Origin of the sequence: Scytonema sp. HK-05 (assembly GCF_963872035.1) — a bacterium.
Taxonomy (GTDB): Bacteria; Cyanobacteriota; Cyanobacteriia; order Cyanobacteriales; family Nostocaceae; genus Kalymmatonema.
Map to the genome: position 1 here is coordinate 1 of NZ_CAWMYC010000099.1, position 19,058 is coordinate 19,058.

General features: G+C 42.8%; 16 protein-coding genes. 4 read left to right on the forward strand and 12 right to left on the reverse strand.

Going from position 1 to position 19,058, the window contains the following annotated elements:
* The 3 genes from AACT52_RS16340 to AACT52_RS16350 all read left to right on the forward strand — a co-directional run.
* Positions 1 to 2,333: CHAT domain-containing protein (locus tag AACT52_RS16340; protein ID WP_073632288.1), on the forward strand; the 2,333-nt coding region annotated here is incomplete at its 5' end.
* Between the two features lie 209 nt (positions 2,334 to 2,542).
* On the forward strand, positions 2,543 to 2,887 hold the full coding sequence (locus AACT52_RS16345) for a hypothetical protein (protein WP_073632290.1): 345 nt from the start codon (positions 2,543 to 2,545) through the stop codon (positions 2,885 to 2,887).
* Between the two features lie 329 nt (positions 2,888 to 3,216).
* On the forward strand, positions 3,217 to 4,683 hold the full coding sequence (locus tag AACT52_RS16350) for a hypothetical protein (protein ID WP_073632294.1): 1,467 nt from the start codon (positions 3,217 to 3,219) through the stop codon (positions 4,681 to 4,683).
* Between the two features lie 441 nt (positions 4,684 to 5,124).
* Here AACT52_RS16350 and AACT52_RS16355 read toward each other — a convergent pair whose 3' ends face one another.
* The 10 genes from AACT52_RS16355 to AACT52_RS16400 form a co-directional block, all read right to left on the reverse strand.
* Positions 5,125 to 6,150, reverse strand: a complete 1,026-nt coding sequence (locus AACT52_RS16355) for a glucokinase (RefSeq protein WP_073632295.1) — start codon at positions 6,148 to 6,150, stop codon at positions 5,125 to 5,127.
* A gap of 11 nt (positions 6,151 to 6,161) precedes the next feature.
* Positions 6,162 to 6,809 (reverse strand): histidine phosphatase family protein, encoded by a 648-nt coding sequence (locus tag AACT52_RS16360; RefSeq protein ID WP_073632297.1) that lies wholly within the window; start codon positions 6,807 to 6,809, stop codon positions 6,162 to 6,164.
* Positions 6,810 to 7,650: 841 nt separating this feature from the next.
* The gene (locus tag AACT52_RS16365; protein WP_073632299.1) at positions 7,651 to 8,214 is read right to left on the reverse strand and encodes a Uma2 family endonuclease; all 564 of its coding nucleotides are present in this window, start codon (positions 8,212 to 8,214) and stop codon (positions 7,651 to 7,653) included.
* 145 nt (positions 8,215 to 8,359) lie between these two features.
* Complete coding sequence (locus tag AACT52_RS16370; protein WP_073632301.1) at positions 8,360 to 9,100, reverse strand: ABC transporter ATP-binding protein; 741 nt, start codon at positions 9,098 to 9,100, stop codon at positions 8,360 to 8,362.
* 25 nt (positions 9,101 to 9,125) lie between these two features.
* The gene (locus AACT52_RS16375) at positions 9,126 to 9,923 is read right to left on the reverse strand and encodes an ABC transporter ATP-binding protein (RefSeq protein ID WP_073632303.1); all 798 of its coding nucleotides are present in this window, start codon (positions 9,921 to 9,923) and stop codon (positions 9,126 to 9,128) included.
* Between the two features lie 5 nt (positions 9,924 to 9,928).
* Positions 9,929 to 10,867 (reverse strand): branched-chain amino acid ABC transporter permease, encoded by a 939-nt coding sequence (locus AACT52_RS16380; RefSeq protein ID WP_073632305.1) that lies wholly within the window; start codon positions 10,865 to 10,867, stop codon positions 9,929 to 9,931.
* A 22-nt stretch (positions 10,868 to 10,889) separates the two neighbouring features.
* Positions 10,890 to 11,351, reverse strand: a complete 462-nt coding sequence (locus tag AACT52_RS16385) for a cupin domain-containing protein (protein ID WP_073632307.1) — start codon at positions 11,349 to 11,351, stop codon at positions 10,890 to 10,892.
* Between the two features lie 17 nt (positions 11,352 to 11,368).
* Positions 11,369 to 12,319, reverse strand: a complete 951-nt coding sequence (locus AACT52_RS16390) for a branched-chain amino acid ABC transporter permease (protein ID WP_073632309.1) — start codon at positions 12,317 to 12,319, stop codon at positions 11,369 to 11,371.
* Between the two features lie 7 nt (positions 12,320 to 12,326).
* The gene (locus AACT52_RS16395; protein ID WP_073632311.1) at positions 12,327 to 13,574 is read right to left on the reverse strand and encodes an ABC transporter substrate-binding protein; all 1,248 of its coding nucleotides are present in this window, start codon (positions 13,572 to 13,574) and stop codon (positions 12,327 to 12,329) included.
* 395 nt (positions 13,575 to 13,969) lie between these two features.
* Entirely contained in the window at positions 13,970 to 14,632 is a 663-nt protein-coding gene (locus tag AACT52_RS16400) for a glutathione S-transferase family protein (RefSeq protein WP_073632312.1), read from the reverse strand.
* A 651-nt stretch (positions 14,633 to 15,283) separates the two neighbouring features.
* Between AACT52_RS16400 and rsmG the strand changes: the two genes are divergently transcribed.
* The gene (gene rsmG, locus AACT52_RS16405) at positions 15,284 to 16,084 is read left to right on the forward strand and encodes a 16S rRNA (guanine(527)-N(7))-methyltransferase RsmG (protein WP_073632421.1); all 801 of its coding nucleotides are present in this window, start codon (positions 15,284 to 15,286) and stop codon (positions 16,082 to 16,084) included.
* Between the two features lie 88 nt (positions 16,085 to 16,172).
* Here rsmG and AACT52_RS16410 read toward each other — a convergent pair whose 3' ends face one another.
* Both AACT52_RS16410 and AACT52_RS16415 read right to left on the reverse strand, forming a co-directional pair.
* Positions 16,173 to 16,919, reverse strand: a complete 747-nt coding sequence (locus AACT52_RS16410) for a superoxide dismutase (protein ID WP_073632316.1) — start codon at positions 16,917 to 16,919, stop codon at positions 16,173 to 16,175.
* 496 nt (positions 16,920 to 17,415) lie between these two features.
* Positions 17,416 to 18,597 carry an aldo/keto reductase gene (locus AACT52_RS16415; RefSeq protein ID WP_073632424.1) on the reverse strand — a complete coding sequence of 394 codons (1,182 nt, stop codon included), beginning with the start codon at positions 18,595 to 18,597 and terminating at the stop codon, positions 17,416 to 17,418.
* Between the last annotated feature and the right edge of the window lie 461 nt (positions 18,598 to 19,058).

A 19,058-nucleotide genomic window follows, 5' to 3' on the forward strand; every position in this document is an offset into this window, starting at 1 on the left:
CGATCTCATGCTACACACAGGCGTTGCAAGAACACACGCGCGATCGCTTTCCCATGAAGTGGGCAATGACGCAAAACAACCTGGGCAATGCTTACAGGAACCGCATCCGGGGGGAGCGTGCCGAGAATTTAGAAATTGCGATCTCATGCTACACACAGGCGTTGCAAGAATACACCCGCGATCGCTTTCCCATCGAATGGGCAGGTACGCAAAACAACCTGGGCAATGCTTACAGCGTTCGCATCCGGGGGGAGCGTGCCGAGAATTTAGAACTGGCGATCTCATGCTACACACAGGCGTTGCAAGAACGCACGCGCGATCGCTTTCCCATCGACTGGGCAATGACGCAAAACAACCTGGGCGCAGCTTACAGAAACCGCATCCGGGGGGAGCGTGCCGAGAATTTAGAAATTGCGATCTCATGCTACACACAGGCGTTGCAAGAACGCACGCGCGATCGCTTTCCTATCGACTGGGCAACCACGCAAAAGAACCTGGGCGCAGCTTACAGAAACCGCATCCGGGGGGAGCGTGCCGAGAATTTAGAAATTGCGATCTCATGCTGCACAAACGCCTTGCAAGTCCGCACGCGCAATGCTTTGCCCCAAAACCATGCTGAAACTGCGTTTAATTTGGGTTTAGCTTACATAGATGCTGAGCAGTATGCCGATGCTTACAACATCTTTCAATCTGCTATCGACACTGTAGAATTTCTGCGGGGTGAAATTGTCTGTGGCGATGAAATCAAACAAAAACTTGCAGAGGAATGGAATGAGCTTTATCGCCGCATGGTGGAAGTTTGTCTGGAATTAGAATACTACGACCAGGCAGTGGAATACATCGAGCGTAGCAAAACGCGTAACTTGGTGGAACTGATAGCAAGTCAAAAGCCTTTTCAGCCACTGCACGAACTCGACCAAAAAATTGCCGAAGAATTGGAACATATCCGCTTTGCTGAAATTCAAGCGCTTGTGGATGACTGCACTGCAATTGTGCAATGGTATATCTTTGATAATTGCTTTCGCGCTTTTATCATCACTCGCGACAACCAACACCCGATAATTTGGAAATCTTCCCAGCAAGATTTAGAAGATTTAAATAAATGGTCAGATGAGTATCTGGAAACTTACGCTACCGATAAACCACGCTGGCGATATCAACTGGCTGCCAAACTGAGCGAGTTAGCTGAGATTCTCCACATCAATGATATTCTCGACTTCATACCATCTTCCTGCCAAGCCTTAATTCTCGTACCCCATCGTTACCTGCACTTATTACCGCTGCACGCTTTGCCTATTGGGGAAAAACCAACGCAAAACCTAACCCCCTTGGGAAATGGCGACAATTCAAAGCCTCTCTCCTTGCAGGAGAGAGGTTTGGAGAGAGGTTCGACCGATCAAGTGAAAAGTAAGATTGGGGAAGAAGGGAATTGTCTTTTGGATAAATTTCCTGGTGGGGTGAGATATGCGCCTAGTTGTCAGTTGTTAAAATTAGCCAAATCTCGGAACCCCACCCCTAACCCCTCCCCGCAAGCGAGGAGGGGGACGCGCACTGGCGGCGAGGAATCACGTTCTCTATTCGCCATTCAAGATCCCAACGAGAACCTGCTTTATACCAATATTGAAGTAGAAACGATTGAGCGTGACTTCCAGCCAACCACTGTTATAGAAAAACGCAACGCTACCAAACAAGCTTTATTCCAAACACCAGCTTTTGAGAGTTTGTCTCAAGCTCAAGTCATTCATTTTTCTTGTCACGGCTACTTTGATAGAAATTCGCCTGTAGATTCGGCAATAGCTTTAGCAGATTGCATTTCTCCCATACCTGCCGATGCTGACTCCAGCAAACGCTGTCGAAAGTTAGCAAATGGTGATGCCATTGACTTAGAAAAATGCCTCACCTTACCTGACATCTTTAATCTCAATTTACCAGAATGTCGCCTCGTCACTCTCTCCGCTTGTGAAACTGGGCTTTCCGATCCTTTCAGCACCAGCGATGAGTATATCGGTTTACCGAGTGGCTTTCTCAAGGCAGGCAGTTCTAGTATAGTCAGCAGTTTGTGGTCGGTGGATGACTTCGCGACTGCTTTGTTAATGATTCGATTTTACGACAATCAGCACTCTCTGGCGATCGCCCAAGCACTTTGTCAGGCGCAGCGCTGGTTACGCAACTCTACTCAAGCCGAACTCATAGAATGGGCTCAAAATCACCTCAATATACATGAAGAACATAAGCAAACAATTCAGCAGCGTCTACAAACGTGGTATTTTCCTGAGCATAAACCCTTTCGCAAACCTGAGGCTTGGGCTGGTTTCTGTGCAATTGGGCAATAAAGTTCGTAGTAGAACCATATTGTAGAGACGCGCCATGGCGAGCCAGCGCTGCAGGAGGGTTTCCCTCCGCAGGCGACTGGCGTCGCGTCTCTACAGAGAACGCGAATGCCACTAAAATCCTTAACTGAACCGTATTGGCTTTTGTACAAGAGGACGCGCATTCCTCACTACGAAGAACAAAATCTCAAATCCTAGTGGAGGTATAACCTATGGAAGCTAATGAACCTAGCATCATCATTGAGGCTTTTTTGCAAGTCGTAGAACAGCAAGGATTTGTCTTTGATGAAAAAAGCCGCGAAGATTTGTTGACAATTAAGCAAACCTTGGCAGATTTAGAAAATCAACCAGTTTCAGTAGCTGCTGATGCAATTACCGCTTGGTGTAGAGAACATCCAGATGTTGCAGATGCTGCCCTGTTTGCTGCTAGAGAAATTACTATCAAAAAACGTAATCCAGCAAACCAAGAAGGAACTTTAATCAATCAGTTTCCAGATTACCAAAAAATTATTGATGAACGGCAGAAAAATCCACAGCCAGAACCTCCTAAAAAATAAACAAGATTGCAAAAGTCAAATTTATAAACATAAAATCGCAGATTAATATCAGGTTCGGTTGATTGCTTATCATTCCTGAAGAACCCCACCCCTCAATCCCCTCCCCGCAAGCGGGGAGGGGAGGTGATAGCGTTTGCGCAGCGTCCCTCTTAGGGACTAGCGTGGCGTTAGCCATAGCGCAGCTTTACCGGGGTGGGGTTATTCAGGTAATAATAAGTATTTAACGAGACTTGATATAACACAGATACACATGGATAAATTATCTGTGTTAATCTGTGTCCATCTGTGGTTCTAAATATTAATTAATCATACTTTTGTAAAAAGTCCTAATGAGTCCTAAAGTCTATGCTGCCAATGTCCATTTATTTGCCTTTGTTCTGCAAAAAAGCGCTGATGGTGATGATGCAGAAGAAAAGGAGAAACATTGGCTTTGGCAAACCTGTGATGAAATCATCTACAAAATACTGCATAAAAATTTAAACTTGATGGAATGGCTGGATTTAGAAAAAGAGCCAAATAACCCTAGTGTCTCTTTAATCAAAGCCGAGAAACAAAGAGAAGATGCTCCTATTGAAGGTGAGGTGACTTTAAATCATCGGTCAATTATTATTGACGGCTTTGCCTATCCGCTACGACTTTACGATAGTTACGGGTTGTGGCTCAATCTATATCGTCCACAAACAGAAAATGGTCAAAGAACTGAGGATGTCGATATTCAGCTTTTAAGTCGGTTGAACCCAAATAATTGTTTCCTGTTAAATGGAAACAAGAAATTTCTTGGTGAAACCCTAATCATTACCGCTTGGTTGTCATCAGAACAAGACCCTCAAAATCAGAAAGCTTTGAAGGAACTTGCTGATGAATGTCTCAAAGCTTTCTTTCCTCAAGACTATACCATACCCCCATTTGCTCGTTCCGCTACCTTATTTGGTAGCCCCATTTTTGAATACGGGCTTTTTAACCAATTAACCAATTACCGTCATATTTTAGTTTGGTTCTTCAGCCATCCAGAAGCCGAAGAAAAATTTAATTTTTATCAGGAACAATTCTTCGATTTATTTTTCTTTCGTGCCAAAGTTGTGAAAGCTTTTCAACAAAACCGGCAAGTTTATCAAGACACAAATAAAGAATATAGCAAAATAGAAGAAGAAATTAAGACTTTAGAACAATTTGGGGACGATAAGTTATTAACAGAAAAACAATTAGAGCAATTAAGCCAGAAATTAAAGACACTTCCCAAAATGGGATTAGATTATGCCAATCTTCTGCGATATCTGGAAGCATACCAAAATACAATCGCCATCAATGCTCGAAACTATGCTGATAGATTGCAACAAATACGTGGTATGATGAAAGAAGAAGATATTAGCTTCTTAGAAATATTTAGCTTAGAAAACTGCTCTTATTTTCAGGAACAAATAAGAGCAGAGTTGGGATATTTTCATCATGGTTCTAGTTTGCTAGATAAAGCGATCGCCTCAATCCGGGGACGTGTGGCGATAGACAGGGCGAAAAGCGATCGCCTTGCAGAGGAAAAGAAAGAAATAGGCGATCGCAACTTACAAATCACTATTCTTGCGGTAGGTAGTGCAATTGGTTCTGGCGGGATTTTGGCATCGAGTTACGCCTTAATCACAAAAGAAGAACCTCTGTTACCTCCCTTTTCCACTCCTTTTCCTCATCGCTTCACCTTATCGCTTGGTTACAGTCTCCTTTTTGGAGTTGTTGTAGGAATGTTGATTTGGGGAGGGGATAAAATTTGGCAGTGTTACAAAAATCGTCAGCGTCAACCATAAACACAACAAGATTCCCGACTTCTTAAAGAAGTCGGGAATCTGAGGAATCTGGCGCGATTTATGCGCTTCCCGGAGACACTTTCACACAAATTATAGCGGTTTGCATCTAAATGGAGTACACCCCTCCCCAACCCTCCCCTTAGCAAGGGGAGGGTGCGCGACAGCGCGGGTGGGGTATCTTTGTACTTCACCAACTTGCAATCTACTGTAAGTAAGTCGGCGCAAATAATCATCACTGGTTTGTAGTAGCGCTTTAGCGCTGTTCGCGCAGCGTGGCGTCAGCCATAGCGCTACTACGAGCCAAATACAGAGATTTTACTTTTCTTTACATAGTTTGGTTTTTTCTTGCCGACTTACTTAAATAAGATTGTTATATCTTTTTTTTCAAAATCCAAAATTTTCTTTTTTTTATTTTGAATTTTGAATTTTGAATTGTTTCTGTCATAACCTAGCAGCAGCGATCGCAGCACCTATGAGTCCCACTTGTTGATTAAGGATAATATGCACGGGGATGTCTTCTAGGAGGGAACGCATTCTACCTTTTTGCGTGAAATTAAGCAGGAATCTATCTTGTTGAATTAAGGGTAGTATTTTAGGTGCAATTCCTCCAGCAACATATAAACCACCGTAGGGTAGAAGTTTCAGCGCCAGATTCCCTGCTTCTGCGGCGTATGCTTCTACAAACAATTGCATGGTTTGTTCCGAGAGGCGATCGCTTTTCTCTAATGCTGCTTTACCAATGACAGCACCGGGATCGACGCTTTTTTCTTGGTGTCCCGCTTCTTGTTCCCAGGTTCTGACAACTTGAGCAATTTCTGGAGATTCAGTACCAATTTTGCGATCGCGCAGAAATTGGTAAATAGCGACAATTCCCATACCTGAAACGACTCGTTCCACAGAAACCCGTTGGATATCATGCTTATCCAGCAGGTATTTCAAAAGCTGAAACTCTAACTCGCTACGCGGGGCAAAATCAGCGTGTCCACCTTCAGAAGAGAAGATTTGATAGTTGTCTCCTTGCTTGATTAAAAATCCTTGCCCCAAACCAGTACCAGCACCAATAATCGCAATCGGGGCTTCGGGGTTGAGTTTGCCAGGTTGCAAAGTCAGGAAATCTTGTTTGTCTAAACCCAAAACGCCATACCCAACGGCGGCAAAGTCGTTGATCAAAGAAACTTGGGCGATGCCCAAATCTTGTTGTAAACGTTCGATGTCGAGGAACCAAGCTAAATTAGTCAGTTTAGCGGTATTTTTTACTATAGGTCCTGCAATCGCAAAACAGGCTTTTTGTGGTGTTGGTGTATTAGCTTTGAGCAAAAACTGCTGGACTATCGGCACTAAATCAGGAAAATCCCCACTACGGTACCGTTCCTCATAAATAGTACGTGATAGATGCTTATCTGACGCCTCAACCAGACGCAAAATGGTTTTCGTGCCGCCGATGTCTCCTGCCAATAATAGTGTCATATGAGTTCTTCTTAATTAAACCGAATGACTTCTTCTACCTGTGTTAAATGGGAGGTATCTCCCTTGAGTTCTAACAACCACTCTGGGTGCTGACGCACAACTTTTACTAAAGAACACAACGAAGCTTTCACTTCCGTTCTGGCAATTTCACCTACTAAGCCTATTGTCGCCCCCAATACAGATGCACCGTGTCCCACTAAAAGAATATCCTCTGGAGAGAATTCTGTAGTTAAGCATCTCGCAGTTTGCCCGGAACGTTCCAGCATTTGTTCTCTTGTTTCCGGGTATTTTGCAGCAATGCACGAAGTGTAGCCGATGTCAATTCTGGGGAATAATTCTGCTAATGCTGGAGTTGAGAGTCGCTGTGGTTCTTCTGTCATCCAAGCTGGATTCAGCCATTCACTCAAGCCTGTTTCCAGTTTTATTGGTAAATCGAGAACTTCTGCAACTGCGATCGCTGTTTGTACTGTTCGTAGGAAAGGGGAAGCAAAAATGTGGGCAATATTTTCTCCCTTGAGACGCTTGGCTAACTGCTGCGCTTGCACCATACCATCTTCAGACAGTGGTGGATCGTAGCGTCGTTCTGCTGTGAGAAACCAATCAGGGTTGACGAAATCCAGGCGGTTGGCGTGTCTTGCAATCCAGACTATTTGACTCATGCGATGATTTGATACATTTCCCGCAGGCTAAAGTTTAGGGCTACATAAACTAAGCCCGTTTCGCGGGCTGTATATTAAATAATATGACAAGTTGTGTAACTATACGTGTAGAGACGCGCGATCGCTATAGGTGTAGAGACGCTTCAAACAGCGCGTCTCTACATTGATGTCTTGATAACGGTTTTGGTCTTATCTAAACTAGACAAGATTGCATCTGTTTGATTTCATCTGTGTCCATCTGTGTCCATCTGTGGTTAATTATTCTTTTTTTTGGAATGAATGCAAGAGGCGATCGCATTCTGTCGCACAGAGAATCACCGCTACCCGTTTTCCCTGTCGCTCTATACAAGCAACTCATACTAAGTGCAAGAACCTCACCCCCTGCCCCTCTCCGCGAGTTCGGAGAGGGGTGCCCGTAAGGGCGGGGTGAGGTGATACGTAGAATGCAACGCGCGTATCAACAATCAGGTTCTAATACTCGGCAACGAGTTTTTAACACTCAACGGCGAGATTCTGATACTCGGCAATGAGTTTTCAATACTCAACGCCGAGGTTTTGATACTTGATAACGAAGCTCTAACACTCAACGACTAGGTTCCAACACTCAATGACGAGTATCTAACACTCACCGCCGAGGTTCCAACACTCAATGGTGAGATTCCAAAACTCAACGCCGAGTATCTAACACTCAACGCCGAGTCATTTAATCCCATCGCACGAACTTCTATTACTCTCACTCACATTTGAGTTGTTCTGCAAATAATCACGCTTACGTGAACAACAAGATTCCCGACAACTTTTACGAAGTCGGGAATCTGAACCAAATATTCTGGTCATTCACTTACAACTTCAACCATCCAAATAATTGCCCTACACTCAATTGAAAGTCACCTACTAAATGAGGAACTGGTAATATTTCCTGTTCTTTTTGTAAAAATTGTGGCTGTTGTCCAGGCGGATAAACTAATACTGCCCGCTCATCTGGATCAATCAGCCAACCCAAGGAGCTACCATGCTCAAGACAATGTAATATATTACTTGTTACTTTGGTCTGGCTTTGGTCTGGAGAAAGAATTTCTATTGTCCAATCTGGAGCAGCTTGAAAAACATTTGCTACATCTCCACGTTCATCTATGGGAATTCGCTGCCAAGCAAACACAGCGACATCTGGCACAATTGAACGTCCACCAAAGGTACACCGCAATTCTGGGAAGGCAAAAGCAATTTTCTTAGCCTTTGTTACAGCATTTATACTGCTAACTAGTTCCCCTTGAATAATACTGTGTTTTCCCTGAGGCATTGGTTTTTGAATAATTTGACCATCAATATACTCACTTGCTGGCTTAGTTTCTGGTAATTTAAGAAACTCTTCCAAGGTTAAGATTTTGGTTGGTAACTGTACCATGTGTTATGCCTCTCAAATCTCTGCTGAAACAATAGACAAGATTGCATCTCTTTGATTCCATCTGTGTCCATCTGTGTCCATCTGTGTCCATCTGTGGTTAATTATTCTTTTTTTTGGAATGAATGCAAGAAGTCTAATAACTTAATCACCCCAAATAAGCCTTTTTCACTCGCTCATCGGTGATTAATTCCGATGCTGCACCTGACAGGGTAATGCAACCAGCTTCTAACACATAACCACGATCAGCAATTTGTAGGGCAAGGTTAGCGTTTTGTTCAACTAGAAGGATAGTCACGCCTGTAGCACGCAAATTCTGAATAATGCTGAAAATTTCGCGAACAATTGTAGGTGCTAAACCCAAACTTGGTTCATCTAAAAGCAAAAGTTTGGGTTTACTCATCAAAGCACGGGCTATGGCTAACATTTGTTGTTCACCACCACTGAGGGTTCCCGCGAGTTGATGGCGTCTTTGTGCTAAACGCGGGAACATCTCAAAGTAGTATTGAATATCATTCCTTACCTCTGTTTGATTAGAGCGAATATAAGCACCCAAGAGTAAGTTATCTAAAACTGTTTGCCGCGCTAATACTCTTCTTCCTTCAGGACAATGGGCGATACCTAGTTGTACAACTTCGTGCGATTGGCGGCGGGTTATGTTACGTCCGCTGTACATAATTTTGCCACGGTGAGGATTAACTATTTTGGAGATAGCGCGCAGAGTCGTCGTTTTGCCGGCACCATTAGCACCTATCAAAGTCACGACTTCGCCATTATTTATATATAAATTAATATTTTGTAGAGCTTCAATGCCTCCATAGTTAACATAAAGGTCTTTGATTTCTAATATTTGAAAACTTTCTTTATTATTTAATATATCTGTGTTCATTTGTGTGCGTTTGTGGTTAATATCCTTAGTCGTTACCCAAATACGCGTTAATGACAGCTGGGTTATTTCTGACAACAGATGGTTCTCCTAAAGCAATCAACTGACCAAAATCTAAAACGGCGATACGGTCACATAAACCCATAACTAAAGGTACATGATGCTCAATCAGGATTATTGTCAAGTTGAATTTGTCGCGGAGGTTACGGATAAATTTACTGAGTTGTTGCTTTTCGCTGGGGTTCATACCCGCAGCCGGTTCGTCTAAGAGTAAAATTTGCGGTTCTAAGGCAAGGGCGCGGGCAATTTCTAGTCGTCGTTGGTCACCGTAGGAAAAGTTTTTAGCTTTTTCATCGATACGATCGCCCAAACCAACCAGATCTAGTAATTCTAATGATTTTTGCTTATTTTTTTGTTCTTCCTTGAAAGTCGGTGGCAGTCCTAAAGCACCTTTCACCAAACTACTTTTAGTATGTAAATGACGCGCAATTCTAACATTTTCTAATGCAGATAGTTCAGCAAATAGGCGAATATTTTGGAATGTTCGAGCAATACCCAAACCTGCAATTTTATGGGGAGGGAGTTGAGAAATTCCGCTACCTTGATAAAGTAATTCGCCGCTCGAAGGTGTAATTAATCCTGTTATTAAATTAAATAAAGTTGTCTTGCCAGCACCATTGGGACCAATCAGCCCAAAAATTTCATGTTGATTGACTACGAAAGAGACATTATTAACTGCCACTAATCCCCCGAAGCGACGAGTGAGGTTTTTCGCCTCTAATATCGGTAGTCCAAATACAGTTTTCGTCACATTTTCTTGAGTCATTATAGTTATTTCAATACATCTTTGCTGCGCTTTTTAGGTTTTTTAAATAAATCTGGAGTGACAAGACCTTGGGGGAAAAATATTGTACCGATAACTATAAGTAATCCAAAGATAATTAATCTACCATCTCGCAAAAATTGCGCTAGCCAACTCGGTAAACCACCTGTATCTGCTATTGCTCTCAACACTTCTGGCAGAGCTGTAAATACCATACCTCCAACGACGGAACCAAGAAAAGTTCTGGAACCACCAATTAACACGAAAGTTAAGTAAATAATACTCGCATCAAAGGTACCTTGGCGTGCATTCCAGGTATTGAGAAAGTGGGCGCTGATTGCACCAACCACTCCTGCCAGAATACACCCTAACGTGAATGCCCAAACTTTGTAGTAAGTTGGGTTAATTCCCATCGCACTTGCTGCCAATTCATCCTCACGGATAGCGATGAATGCTCTTCCGGCTCGGATGCGTTCTAAACGGTAAACGAAGACAATACTAATCAGGAGTAATGGCAGGGCAATCCACAAGTATTCGATTGGTGTTTGAAATGGTTGGGGAATGGCAAAAATGCCGACAGCACCACCTGTAATATCTAAATTTAGAGATATGACTCGCAGAACTTCCACAAAGGCAATGGTGGCGATCGCCAAATAAATCCCTCGTAACCGCAACGCTGGAATTCCCACCACCACACCCAATAAACCAGAAACCACACCAGCAATCAACATTTCTAGTAATAACAGTGGAATCGGGAATGAACCAGTTGTAGAAGAAAAAACGGTTGTGGAAAGAATTGCCGCAATATAACCACCCAAAGCATAAAAGCCAGGGCTTGCCATAGACAACTGTCCCGCCATCAGTGGCAAGTATAACGATAGCCCCAGCAGCGCCCCCAGTACCATAGAGACGATAAGAGACCCGTAAGTAGCGATAAATTCAGCCATTTTCAAGAGTTTTGACTAAGCTTTAGTAGGGTGTTCCATCCTTATGGATAAATACGCTGAATTCGCCATCAGGACTGGCTTTTGCCATCAAATCATGATCAGGATATGTCACGTCGTCGTAGGGTATGCGATCGCCCACCTCTAGATAAACACCAACCACCGACGACCGATTCACCAAATGATGTCCATTTGCCTCATTAGCTGGAAATCCCGCTGCCATTCCTGGTTTCAAAATTTCCTCACCTGCATCTGTGATTAAAGTGAGTTCACCTTCCAAAATATATATGAATTCATCTTCATGCGAATGCCAGTGTCGCAAAGCAGAACTGCTTCCAGGTTCTAACTTCACCAGATTTACCCCAAAGTTCTTGAGTCCTGCAAAGTTGCCTAACCGTTGTCGAACTCGTCCTGCAACAATTGGCTTGAACTCATCGGGGTAATTCGTTCTCCTTTCAGTAGGTACTTTTTCTGGGTCGATAATCATTGAGTTACCAATCGCTTTTAAACTTTCTGTACAAACCGACGCCCCAGTAAACCTTGGGGTCGAACTAACAGCATGATAAATAGGATGCCAAAGGCAACAGCATCTTTATACCCTGAATATTCACCTGGGACAAACGCCTCTACCAGTCCAATCACCAAACCTCCTAGCACCGCACCGGGAATACTGCCCAAACCCCCCAAGACAATGACTGATAACCCCCTCAACCCAAAACTCAGTCCAAAATAAGGTCCAGCAATGCTGACACTAGAAGCAACCAATGTTCCCGCCACTCCTGCAATAAAACTGCTGATAAAAAACGTCAGCACAATAAAGCGATCGCTGTTTATTCCCAACAAACTGGCGGTGGTTGGATCTTCGGCGATCGCCTGCATTGCCTTACCATACTTCGTGTAATTAATAAAACCAGTAAGAATGGCAACAATCACTACTGATATAGCAAAAATCACCAGTTGAACAGTGCGAATGGGAATCGGGTTTTCGGCTGTGCCAAAATTGATAGCAGGTGGCAAATTACCGTAAGTGTTTGCTGGAAATGTGTAACTTTCTGCCCCTACCAGGTACTGGAGCAAGTTAACAATAACCACTCCTACACCCAAACTGGAAACAACTGTGAGTAAAGGGTCAGAACCCCGCTGTCGCAAAGGGAGAAAGGCAAGACGTTCAATTGCCACCCCAACTAACCCTGCAAGGATACTTCCTAAAATCAAGGCAACAGCAAATGGTAATTGTATAGGTAGCGATGCATTAGCCAGCAATCCATTAAATCCAAAAGCACCACCTACGAGTGCATATGTCAGATAAGCACCCAAGGTAAAAACTGCACCATGAGCTAAATTAATGATGCCCAAAATGGAGTAAACCAAGGTGTATCCCAAGGCAAAAATAGCGTAGACACTGCCTATGGATAAACCATTCAACAACTTTTGTAAAACCAGATTTATCTCCATATTGCAGCTATTTTAAGAATACAAACTTGCCATTATTTCCGTCTTTATCCATCTTAATTTGGGAGACGTAAAAATCTTTTTGAACGATATCACCTACTGGTGTGAAAGAGATTTCACCCAGAGGAGTGTTGTATTTTCCTGCTAGTAATTGCTTATTTAATTCAGTCCGCAGTTTATCAATGGACATTGTACTAATTTTGGTCTTTTTATCCAAAGCTTTCAGAGCTTCTACATATACCTGTACTGCTGTAAAAGATTGAGCACTGAATTGGGCAGGTTCTTTCTTGTATTGCTGAACATAGATTTTGTGAAATGTTTCGTTAATTTCTCCTGGATGTTCAGGACTGTAAGCTTGAGCAATCAACACGCCATCACAAAGCGCTTTGCACACAGAGAAGATATTTGGTGTGTTAAAGCCATTACCACCTACAATTATCCCTTTATAACCCAGTTCCCGCAGTTGTCTAACTAAGTTACCTCCGTCCGCAGCCAAACCAGATATGATTACCAAATCGGGTTTTAAGTTAAGAGCATTGGTGGCGATCGCTTGAAAGTCGGTGTCAGTGGTTTGGAACTTTTGAACTGTTACCAATTCTAGCCCTTGGTCCTTAACTGTCTTCTGAAATATTTCTGTTTCTGACTTGTTAAACGCATCGTTTTGAGCGTAAAATACTGCCACTCTTTTAATATTAGGATTCTGCTTAAGCGCAGCTTTTACCGAATTAGGAGCGACGATAGAAACTGGTACCGATACACGCGCAACATAATCACCTATTTCCGGAATTCCTTTTGCCGTATTTGATGCTCCAAGCACTGGAACTTTAGCACGGTCTGCAATCGGGTCGGCACTAAAAGCTTGCTGTGATAAAGTAGGACCAACAATACCAACAACTTTATCTTTGTTAATTAAAGTTTGAAAAGCATTAATTGCTCCGGCTTCATCTCCGCCAGTATCTTGCATAACTAATCGAATTGGAGTGCCATTGATGCCGCCCTGATCATTGAAATACTTCTCGGCAATTTTGGCTCCAACAAATCCCTCTTGACCAAGTAATGCCACGTTGCTCGTTTGCGCCAAGGCAATACCAATGGGAATAGCACCAGATGTACTTGTTGTCGCTGTGGCGTTAGTTGCAGAATTTGGGGTGGCGTTAGTTCCAGTGTTTGTACTACTGTTAGTGCCGCCGCCACAGGCTGTTAGCAGCATAGCGCAAGTCGTGAATATTGCAGTTGTAATAGCAGCAGGTTGTTTCATAGTCGAGCAATGATAAAGTTAGTATTAGTCTTGACAAAAAGTAAAGTATATAAGACTATTTATAGTTCAAGACTGTTTCTGTGCGAGTGCTATACTCATTAAGAGTACTTTGATAAGAATTGTATTAAATAATTGTCATTTTTATAGAACTTATTCATTTAAATAAAGTTTACAGATAATTTGCCATTTTCAGGCTTTGAGCTACAGTAAAAAAAGGGCAAACAGACAAAATATGTAAGATTTTACTCCTTGATAAAATACTAGACTTATTGCATATAGCGGTTCTTAATTATATAAAATATAGTTCTAGATTCTTGTGGAAGCATCCAGCCCGTCTTATATGCGGACGGGCTAAAGAGCAGGTTTAATCGTCGGCTTGTGAATGCAGCCTGATGCTAGCTTGTGGGTTTGTGCGTCATTCTTGCCGCCATGCGAGATTTTAACGCTTCCATTGCCTCGGGTGTCGCCTCAGTCGTTTGCCAAGCAGGACGTGCTATTAGGCGATCGCACCAAGCACTCAATTTTGGATAATCACTTAAGGACAAACCCGTTCTCGGCAACCAGGGTACGATAGTTCCAGCCACAACCTCAGCTAAAGTTATGCTTTGACTGCCAAAGTAAGGGCGTTCATCTAATAAATCCTCAAAAAACTTCAGTACCGTTGCCGCTTTCTGCTTTGCCTGTTCAATTTTTTCTGCATTAACCGATAAGCCTAACATCACCCCAGACAGTGAAACAGTAGCAGGCAATAACTCATTCACACTTACCAGTTGCACCATTTTCACTTTCGCCAAATCCTTGGCATCAGTTGGCAACATCGCAGGTTTGGGGTACTTTGCCTCTAAATAATCTAAAATTGCCAAAGATTCTACTATATTAAAGCCGTCGTCTACCAAAACTGGAATATGGTGAAAGGGATTGAGTGCTAAATATTCTGGCTGGAACTGTTCGCCATCCAGTTTCATCTCCACCAATTCAAACTCAAGTTCTTTTTCGAGCAACGTAATCCAGACACGACGCGAATTTGGAGAAATCGGATAGTGATACAGCTTTAACATGGGAAAAACTCACAGCTTTATAATAAGGTGGGCATTCTCACAGTAATCGAAGCAGGAAGCCCAACGGCTTTTAGCCGTGGGAGGAATGCGTAGGGGAATGCGCGTCCTCGTCAAGTCTACTGGTTGGCAGACGTTTAATGTAGTCTCGGATAACTTCCGATATTTGCCTATCTGTTGATTCAGCGTACTCTCTCAATGCCTCAAACTCTTTTTCGGACAATCGAACTCTCAACATTTTTCTCTTGGCATCACACAACGTAGCAATAATAGTGCTACATTAATGATATGCCGAAATTGCAAAAGGCACGGTCGGTAACCACGCAGAAAGAGTCTCGCAGTAGGCAAGTATCGGAGATTGATACGCAAACCGTGGTTAATAGGGGCGTCCGGAATTGTCAAGGGAGGTAGAAGCAATACCATTTGTGGTATTGAGTAAGCCGTCCCTGAGGTTCGGGGGTTAATATGCTTGCGGAAGAACTTCCTCAACATCGTTAATTCTCAGGGCTGCTGAAAATCTGCGCTCTGGAACGTGTGCGAAAGCCCACGGGTTCCAGCCGTGGGTAAGCTTACCCTATACCCTACACTCAATAAAATTGCTCTAACAATAAAGAAAGAAAACTTGGCATACAATCTAAAGCTATTTGTGTGACTGTGAACAACTTAAAATTGCCTTCTTTGCCTGAGGTAGCAGATATTTGGCAGCAAACTCTTGATTGGACTCCCACCGTCCAACAGCAGGAACAATTTCAACGCCTGTATGAATTGATCCTGGAGGGGAACCGCCAATTTAACCTAACTCGCATCACCGACCCCCAAGAGTTTTGGGAAAAACATCTTTGGGATTCTCTACGAGGAATTGCCCCTTTTTTGAGAGATGGAGGAGTAGGGGGAGTAGGGGAAGCAGGGGAAGGCAACACTTCTCTATCTCCCTCATCTTCCCCCACTTCCCTATCTTTTATAGATATTGGCACGGGCGCAGGTTTTCCAGGAATTCCAGTGGCAATTGCTGTGGCTAATTCTACTGTTACTCTGCTTGATTCTACTCAGAAAAAAATTACGTTTGTTGAAAAAATCAGGGCTGCGCTAGACCTGACCAATGTTAAAACTCTCACTGGCAGATCTGAAGAAGTCGGTCAGCAACCCCAGCACCGACAAACTTATGATGTTGCCCTCATTCGCGCTGTTGGGACAGCCTCTGTCTGTGCGGAATATGCCTTGCCATTCCTTAAGCAAGGTGGTTTAGCCGTAATCTACCGGGGCAATTGGACAGAAGAAGAAACAAAAGCGCTGGAAAATGCCGTTAATCAGTTGGGTGGTGTCATTGAATCAATTGAAAAATTTACAACTCCCTTAACTGATAGCATCCGTCACTGCCTTTACTTACGCAAGAAAACAACCACACCAGTCCAGTTTCCCCGTCCTGTTGGTATACCCACCCAGCGACCACTTTAAGAGGGATGAGGGAGATGAGGGAGAAATTCAAAATTTTGAATTTTGAATGAGCGAATGCGTGAATTGATTCGTCCTCCCTGTCTCCGTCTCACGCCGCTTTACTCGCTGCTGCAAACCGCCGATTAATCTCATCCCAGTTCAGGACATTCCACCAAGCATCCAAGTAATCGGCGCGGCGGTTTTGGTACTTGAGGTAATATGCGTGTTCCCACACGTCATTGCCCATAATTGGGTAGTTGCCTTCAGTTAGGGGACTGTCCTGATTAGGTGTACTTGTCACCGCAAGCTTGCCATCTCTCGTTCGGACTAGCCAAGCCCAACCACTGCCAAAACGACTTGCACCAGCTTCGTTAAACTGCTTTTTGAATGTAGCAAAATTGCCGAAGTTTTGTTTGATAGCAGATGCGATCGCCCCTGTTGGTTCTCCACCACCCTTCGGCTTCATAATTCTCCAAAACATCGAGTGGTTCACATGACCACCACCATTATTGCGTACGGTGTTGCGAATATCTTCGGGCACGCTGTTAAGGTTACTTAGCAACTGTTCAACAGTTCTGCTTTTTAGTTCTGGATGTTTGTCTAATGCTGCATTTAAGTTTTTGACATAAGTCGCATGGTGTTTATCGTGATGAAACCGCATCGTTCCAGCATCGATGTGTGGTTCCAGCGCTTGGTAAGGATAGGGCAATGGTGGTAGCTGGATAGCCGTTGTTTTGCTTGCTGGGCTTGGTTTGTTTTGGCTTGGCTTATTCTGTGCCGAAGCACAAGAATCTAAGGCAAAAGCACCTGCACTAGATCCGAGTAAAAATAAGAAATGACGACGATTAATAGCCATAACAGTGATTGCCGCAGAATAATTCTAATTTCCGTTGTTATTTGCTGAAATTTAGACAAATTGTTAGATGACTTTTGATTTTAACCATAGATGGGCACAGATAAGTGTAAATTATTTATACATAATTAAGTTAAGCCTTAATAACTACACTGTGACTAGCCAGTTAGCTCTAGGATGTTGCTGAAATTGAAACTAAGGGGTTCTTTATGACAATTCCATGCGTGTAGAGACGCGCCATGACGCGTCTCTACACAGGTCATAAGGCGCTGCAAACCATTTTATATGAACCGTATTGCGTTATATTTTGACAAAGTTTTTATTTTTATAAAATATTCCTGGAAGTGTTTTGTTTCAAATATTGGAAAGGTATATTAAACAAGAATTTTAATATAAGCTTTCGGTTGACGAAGAGTTTTTTGAGTTAATGCATTAAAAAATTATGAATTATGAAGTTTTTTGAAATCTTCATAATTCATAATTCACAATTTATACAACACTAACTTTGCGACAAGCGCTTTACCTCTTTACCCGCCAACATCTGATGTGCTTCTACAAGGAGGCGGGGAATTCTTTCAGCATGAGGACTGCGGCTGAGACATTGCCGCAAATCTAGTTTATCTACCTTGTCAGCTTTGTTACCAGGAAACCAATGGCTTGCATTGCCAAGCATGTTGTAACGCATTTTGGCATACTCTAGTAAATCGTAGGCGATCGCCAAATTCCTTAACCATAAAATCGCTGGAATATTGATTTGACCAGGAGTTTCTTCAACAGTAGGTAAATTGAGGTGCCAAGTTTTCACCCATTCTTCCCCCAAAGTGGTAATAGCTTCTTCCTCTAGCCGTGCCAAAATTGGTGGCAAAATATCGGATGTATTATCCAACAAATCTAAAGTTTTCAGGTGTTCATCAAAATCTTCGGGTTTTGCAGCGCCCACACTTAGGGTATGTACTTGGGAGTGACTTAGACAAAACAAATCATTAAACACCATCGGACTCAAAGGAGTGCAAAGATTAACTAATTTTTGTGGTGGTTTATATAGCATCCCTCCTTTATCAGATGGGCTAATAATAAATACGCCCATATCTTGGCGGGTTGCCGCTTCAATTGCAGCCCAATTCACTTGATTTATGTAATACCAATGCAAATTGACGTAATCGAATTGGTTAGTATCAATAGTTTGGATAATGATATCTGTTGATCCATGCGTGGAAAAACCGATAAACCTGACTTTTCCTTGTGCCTGAAGTTTTTTTGCTACTTCTAAACAGCCACCAGGACGGATACTGTAGTTTAATAACTCAGCATTGTTGATGCCATGTATTGCTAGCAAGTCAACATAATCTAGCCGCAGATTTCGTAGTGACTTTTCAAAGTCACGCTGAAATTCTTTTGCATTTGCCATCGGACCGACTTTAGTTTGAACAATTAACTGTTCACGGGGAAATTTTGGCAAAATTCTCCCCAACTGCATTTCGGAACTCCCATAACCACGGGCAGTTTCAATATGATTAATTCCTAACTCGACTGCGCGTCGAATAGTTGCTTCTAGATTTTGCTGGTTATCACGGGGTATTTGCCATTGTGGGACATCCTTCCATTTATGCTGGTATCTCATGCCACCGCAGGAAAACACTGGCATTTTTAATTCTGTGCGTCCAAATCGTCTGTATAACATCATTGGATTTTGGATCTCTCCCCAATCTAAAATCTGAAATCAACAGCCCCCAATGCCTTCTTGGGATAGCAAATACTATATAAGTAACAAAAAATTACATTCAGATTCAAAGAATGGCTAGCGTCACGCTAATATATTTGATGAAAATCAATATCATCAGAGGTAGCAAATAAAAAACAGCCACCGCTACAGTGACACGTAAAGGGTGTGATGGAGGTTGCCCAAGGTGATTTGGGTGAAGACAGCATTGATGTAAGCGTACTCTACCACCTTTACTTGCTACCGACAAAGGAAAAAGCCTTTTTAACCGTAAAAACTAGGAAAAATCTTTGTTTTAGCAAGCACAGTCTAGATCAATCCGGAAAATCTCTTACTTATACGAAAAATAAAACGTTCCCATTGAAGAGTTATTAGTGGAACGATAATGTCTTTGGAGGTATTGATGCCACACTATTTAAGCA

Excerpts from the sequence above, each read along its gene's own strand:
- AACT52_RS16345 (WP_073632290.1), top strand. The coding sequence starts at position 2,543 with ATGGAAGCTAATGAACCTAGCATCATCATTGAGGCTTTTTTGCAAGTC.
- AACT52_RS16350 (WP_073632294.1), top strand. The coding sequence starts at position 3,217 with ATGAGTCCTAAAGTCTATGCTGCCAATGTCCATTTATTTGCCTTTGTT.
- AACT52_RS16355 (WP_073632295.1), bottom strand. The coding sequence starts at position 6,150 with ATGACACTATTATTGGCAGGAGACATCGGCGGCACGAAAACCATTTTG.
- AACT52_RS16360 (WP_073632297.1), bottom strand. The coding sequence starts at position 6,809 with ATGAGTCAAATAGTCTGGATTGCAAGACACGCCAACCGCCTGGATTTC.
- AACT52_RS16365 (WP_073632299.1), bottom strand. The coding sequence starts at position 8,214 with ATGGTACAGTTACCAACCAAAATCTTAACCTTGGAAGAGTTTCTTAAA.
- AACT52_RS16370 (WP_073632301.1), bottom strand. The coding sequence starts at position 9,100 with ATGAACACAGATATATTAAATAATAAAGAAAGTTTTCAAATATTAGAA.
- AACT52_RS16375 (WP_073632303.1), bottom strand. The coding sequence starts at position 9,923 with ATGACTCAAGAAAATGTGACGAAAACTGTATTTGGACTACCGATATTA.
- AACT52_RS16380 (WP_073632305.1), bottom strand. The coding sequence starts at position 10,867 with ATGGCTGAATTTATCGCTACTTACGGGTCTCTTATCGTCTCTATGGTA.
- AACT52_RS16385 (WP_073632307.1), bottom strand. The coding sequence starts at position 11,351 with ATGATTATCGACCCAGAAAAAGTACCTACTGAAAGGAGAACGAATTAC.
- AACT52_RS16390 (WP_073632309.1), bottom strand. The coding sequence starts at position 12,319 with ATGGAGATAAATCTGGTTTTACAAAAGTTGTTGAATGGTTTATCCATA.
- AACT52_RS16395 (WP_073632311.1), bottom strand. The coding sequence starts at position 13,574 with ATGAAACAACCTGCTGCTATTACAACTGCAATATTCACGACTTGCGCT.
- AACT52_RS16400 (WP_073632312.1), bottom strand. The coding sequence starts at position 14,632 with ATGTTAAAGCTGTATCACTATCCGATTTCTCCAAATTCGCGTCGTGTC.
- AACT52_RS16410 (WP_073632316.1), bottom strand. The coding sequence starts at position 16,919 with ATGGCTATTAATCGTCGTCATTTCTTATTTTTACTCGGATCTAGTGCA.
- AACT52_RS16415 (WP_073632424.1), bottom strand. The coding sequence starts at position 18,597 with ATGTTATACAGACGATTTGGACGCACAGAATTAAAAATGCCAGTGTTT.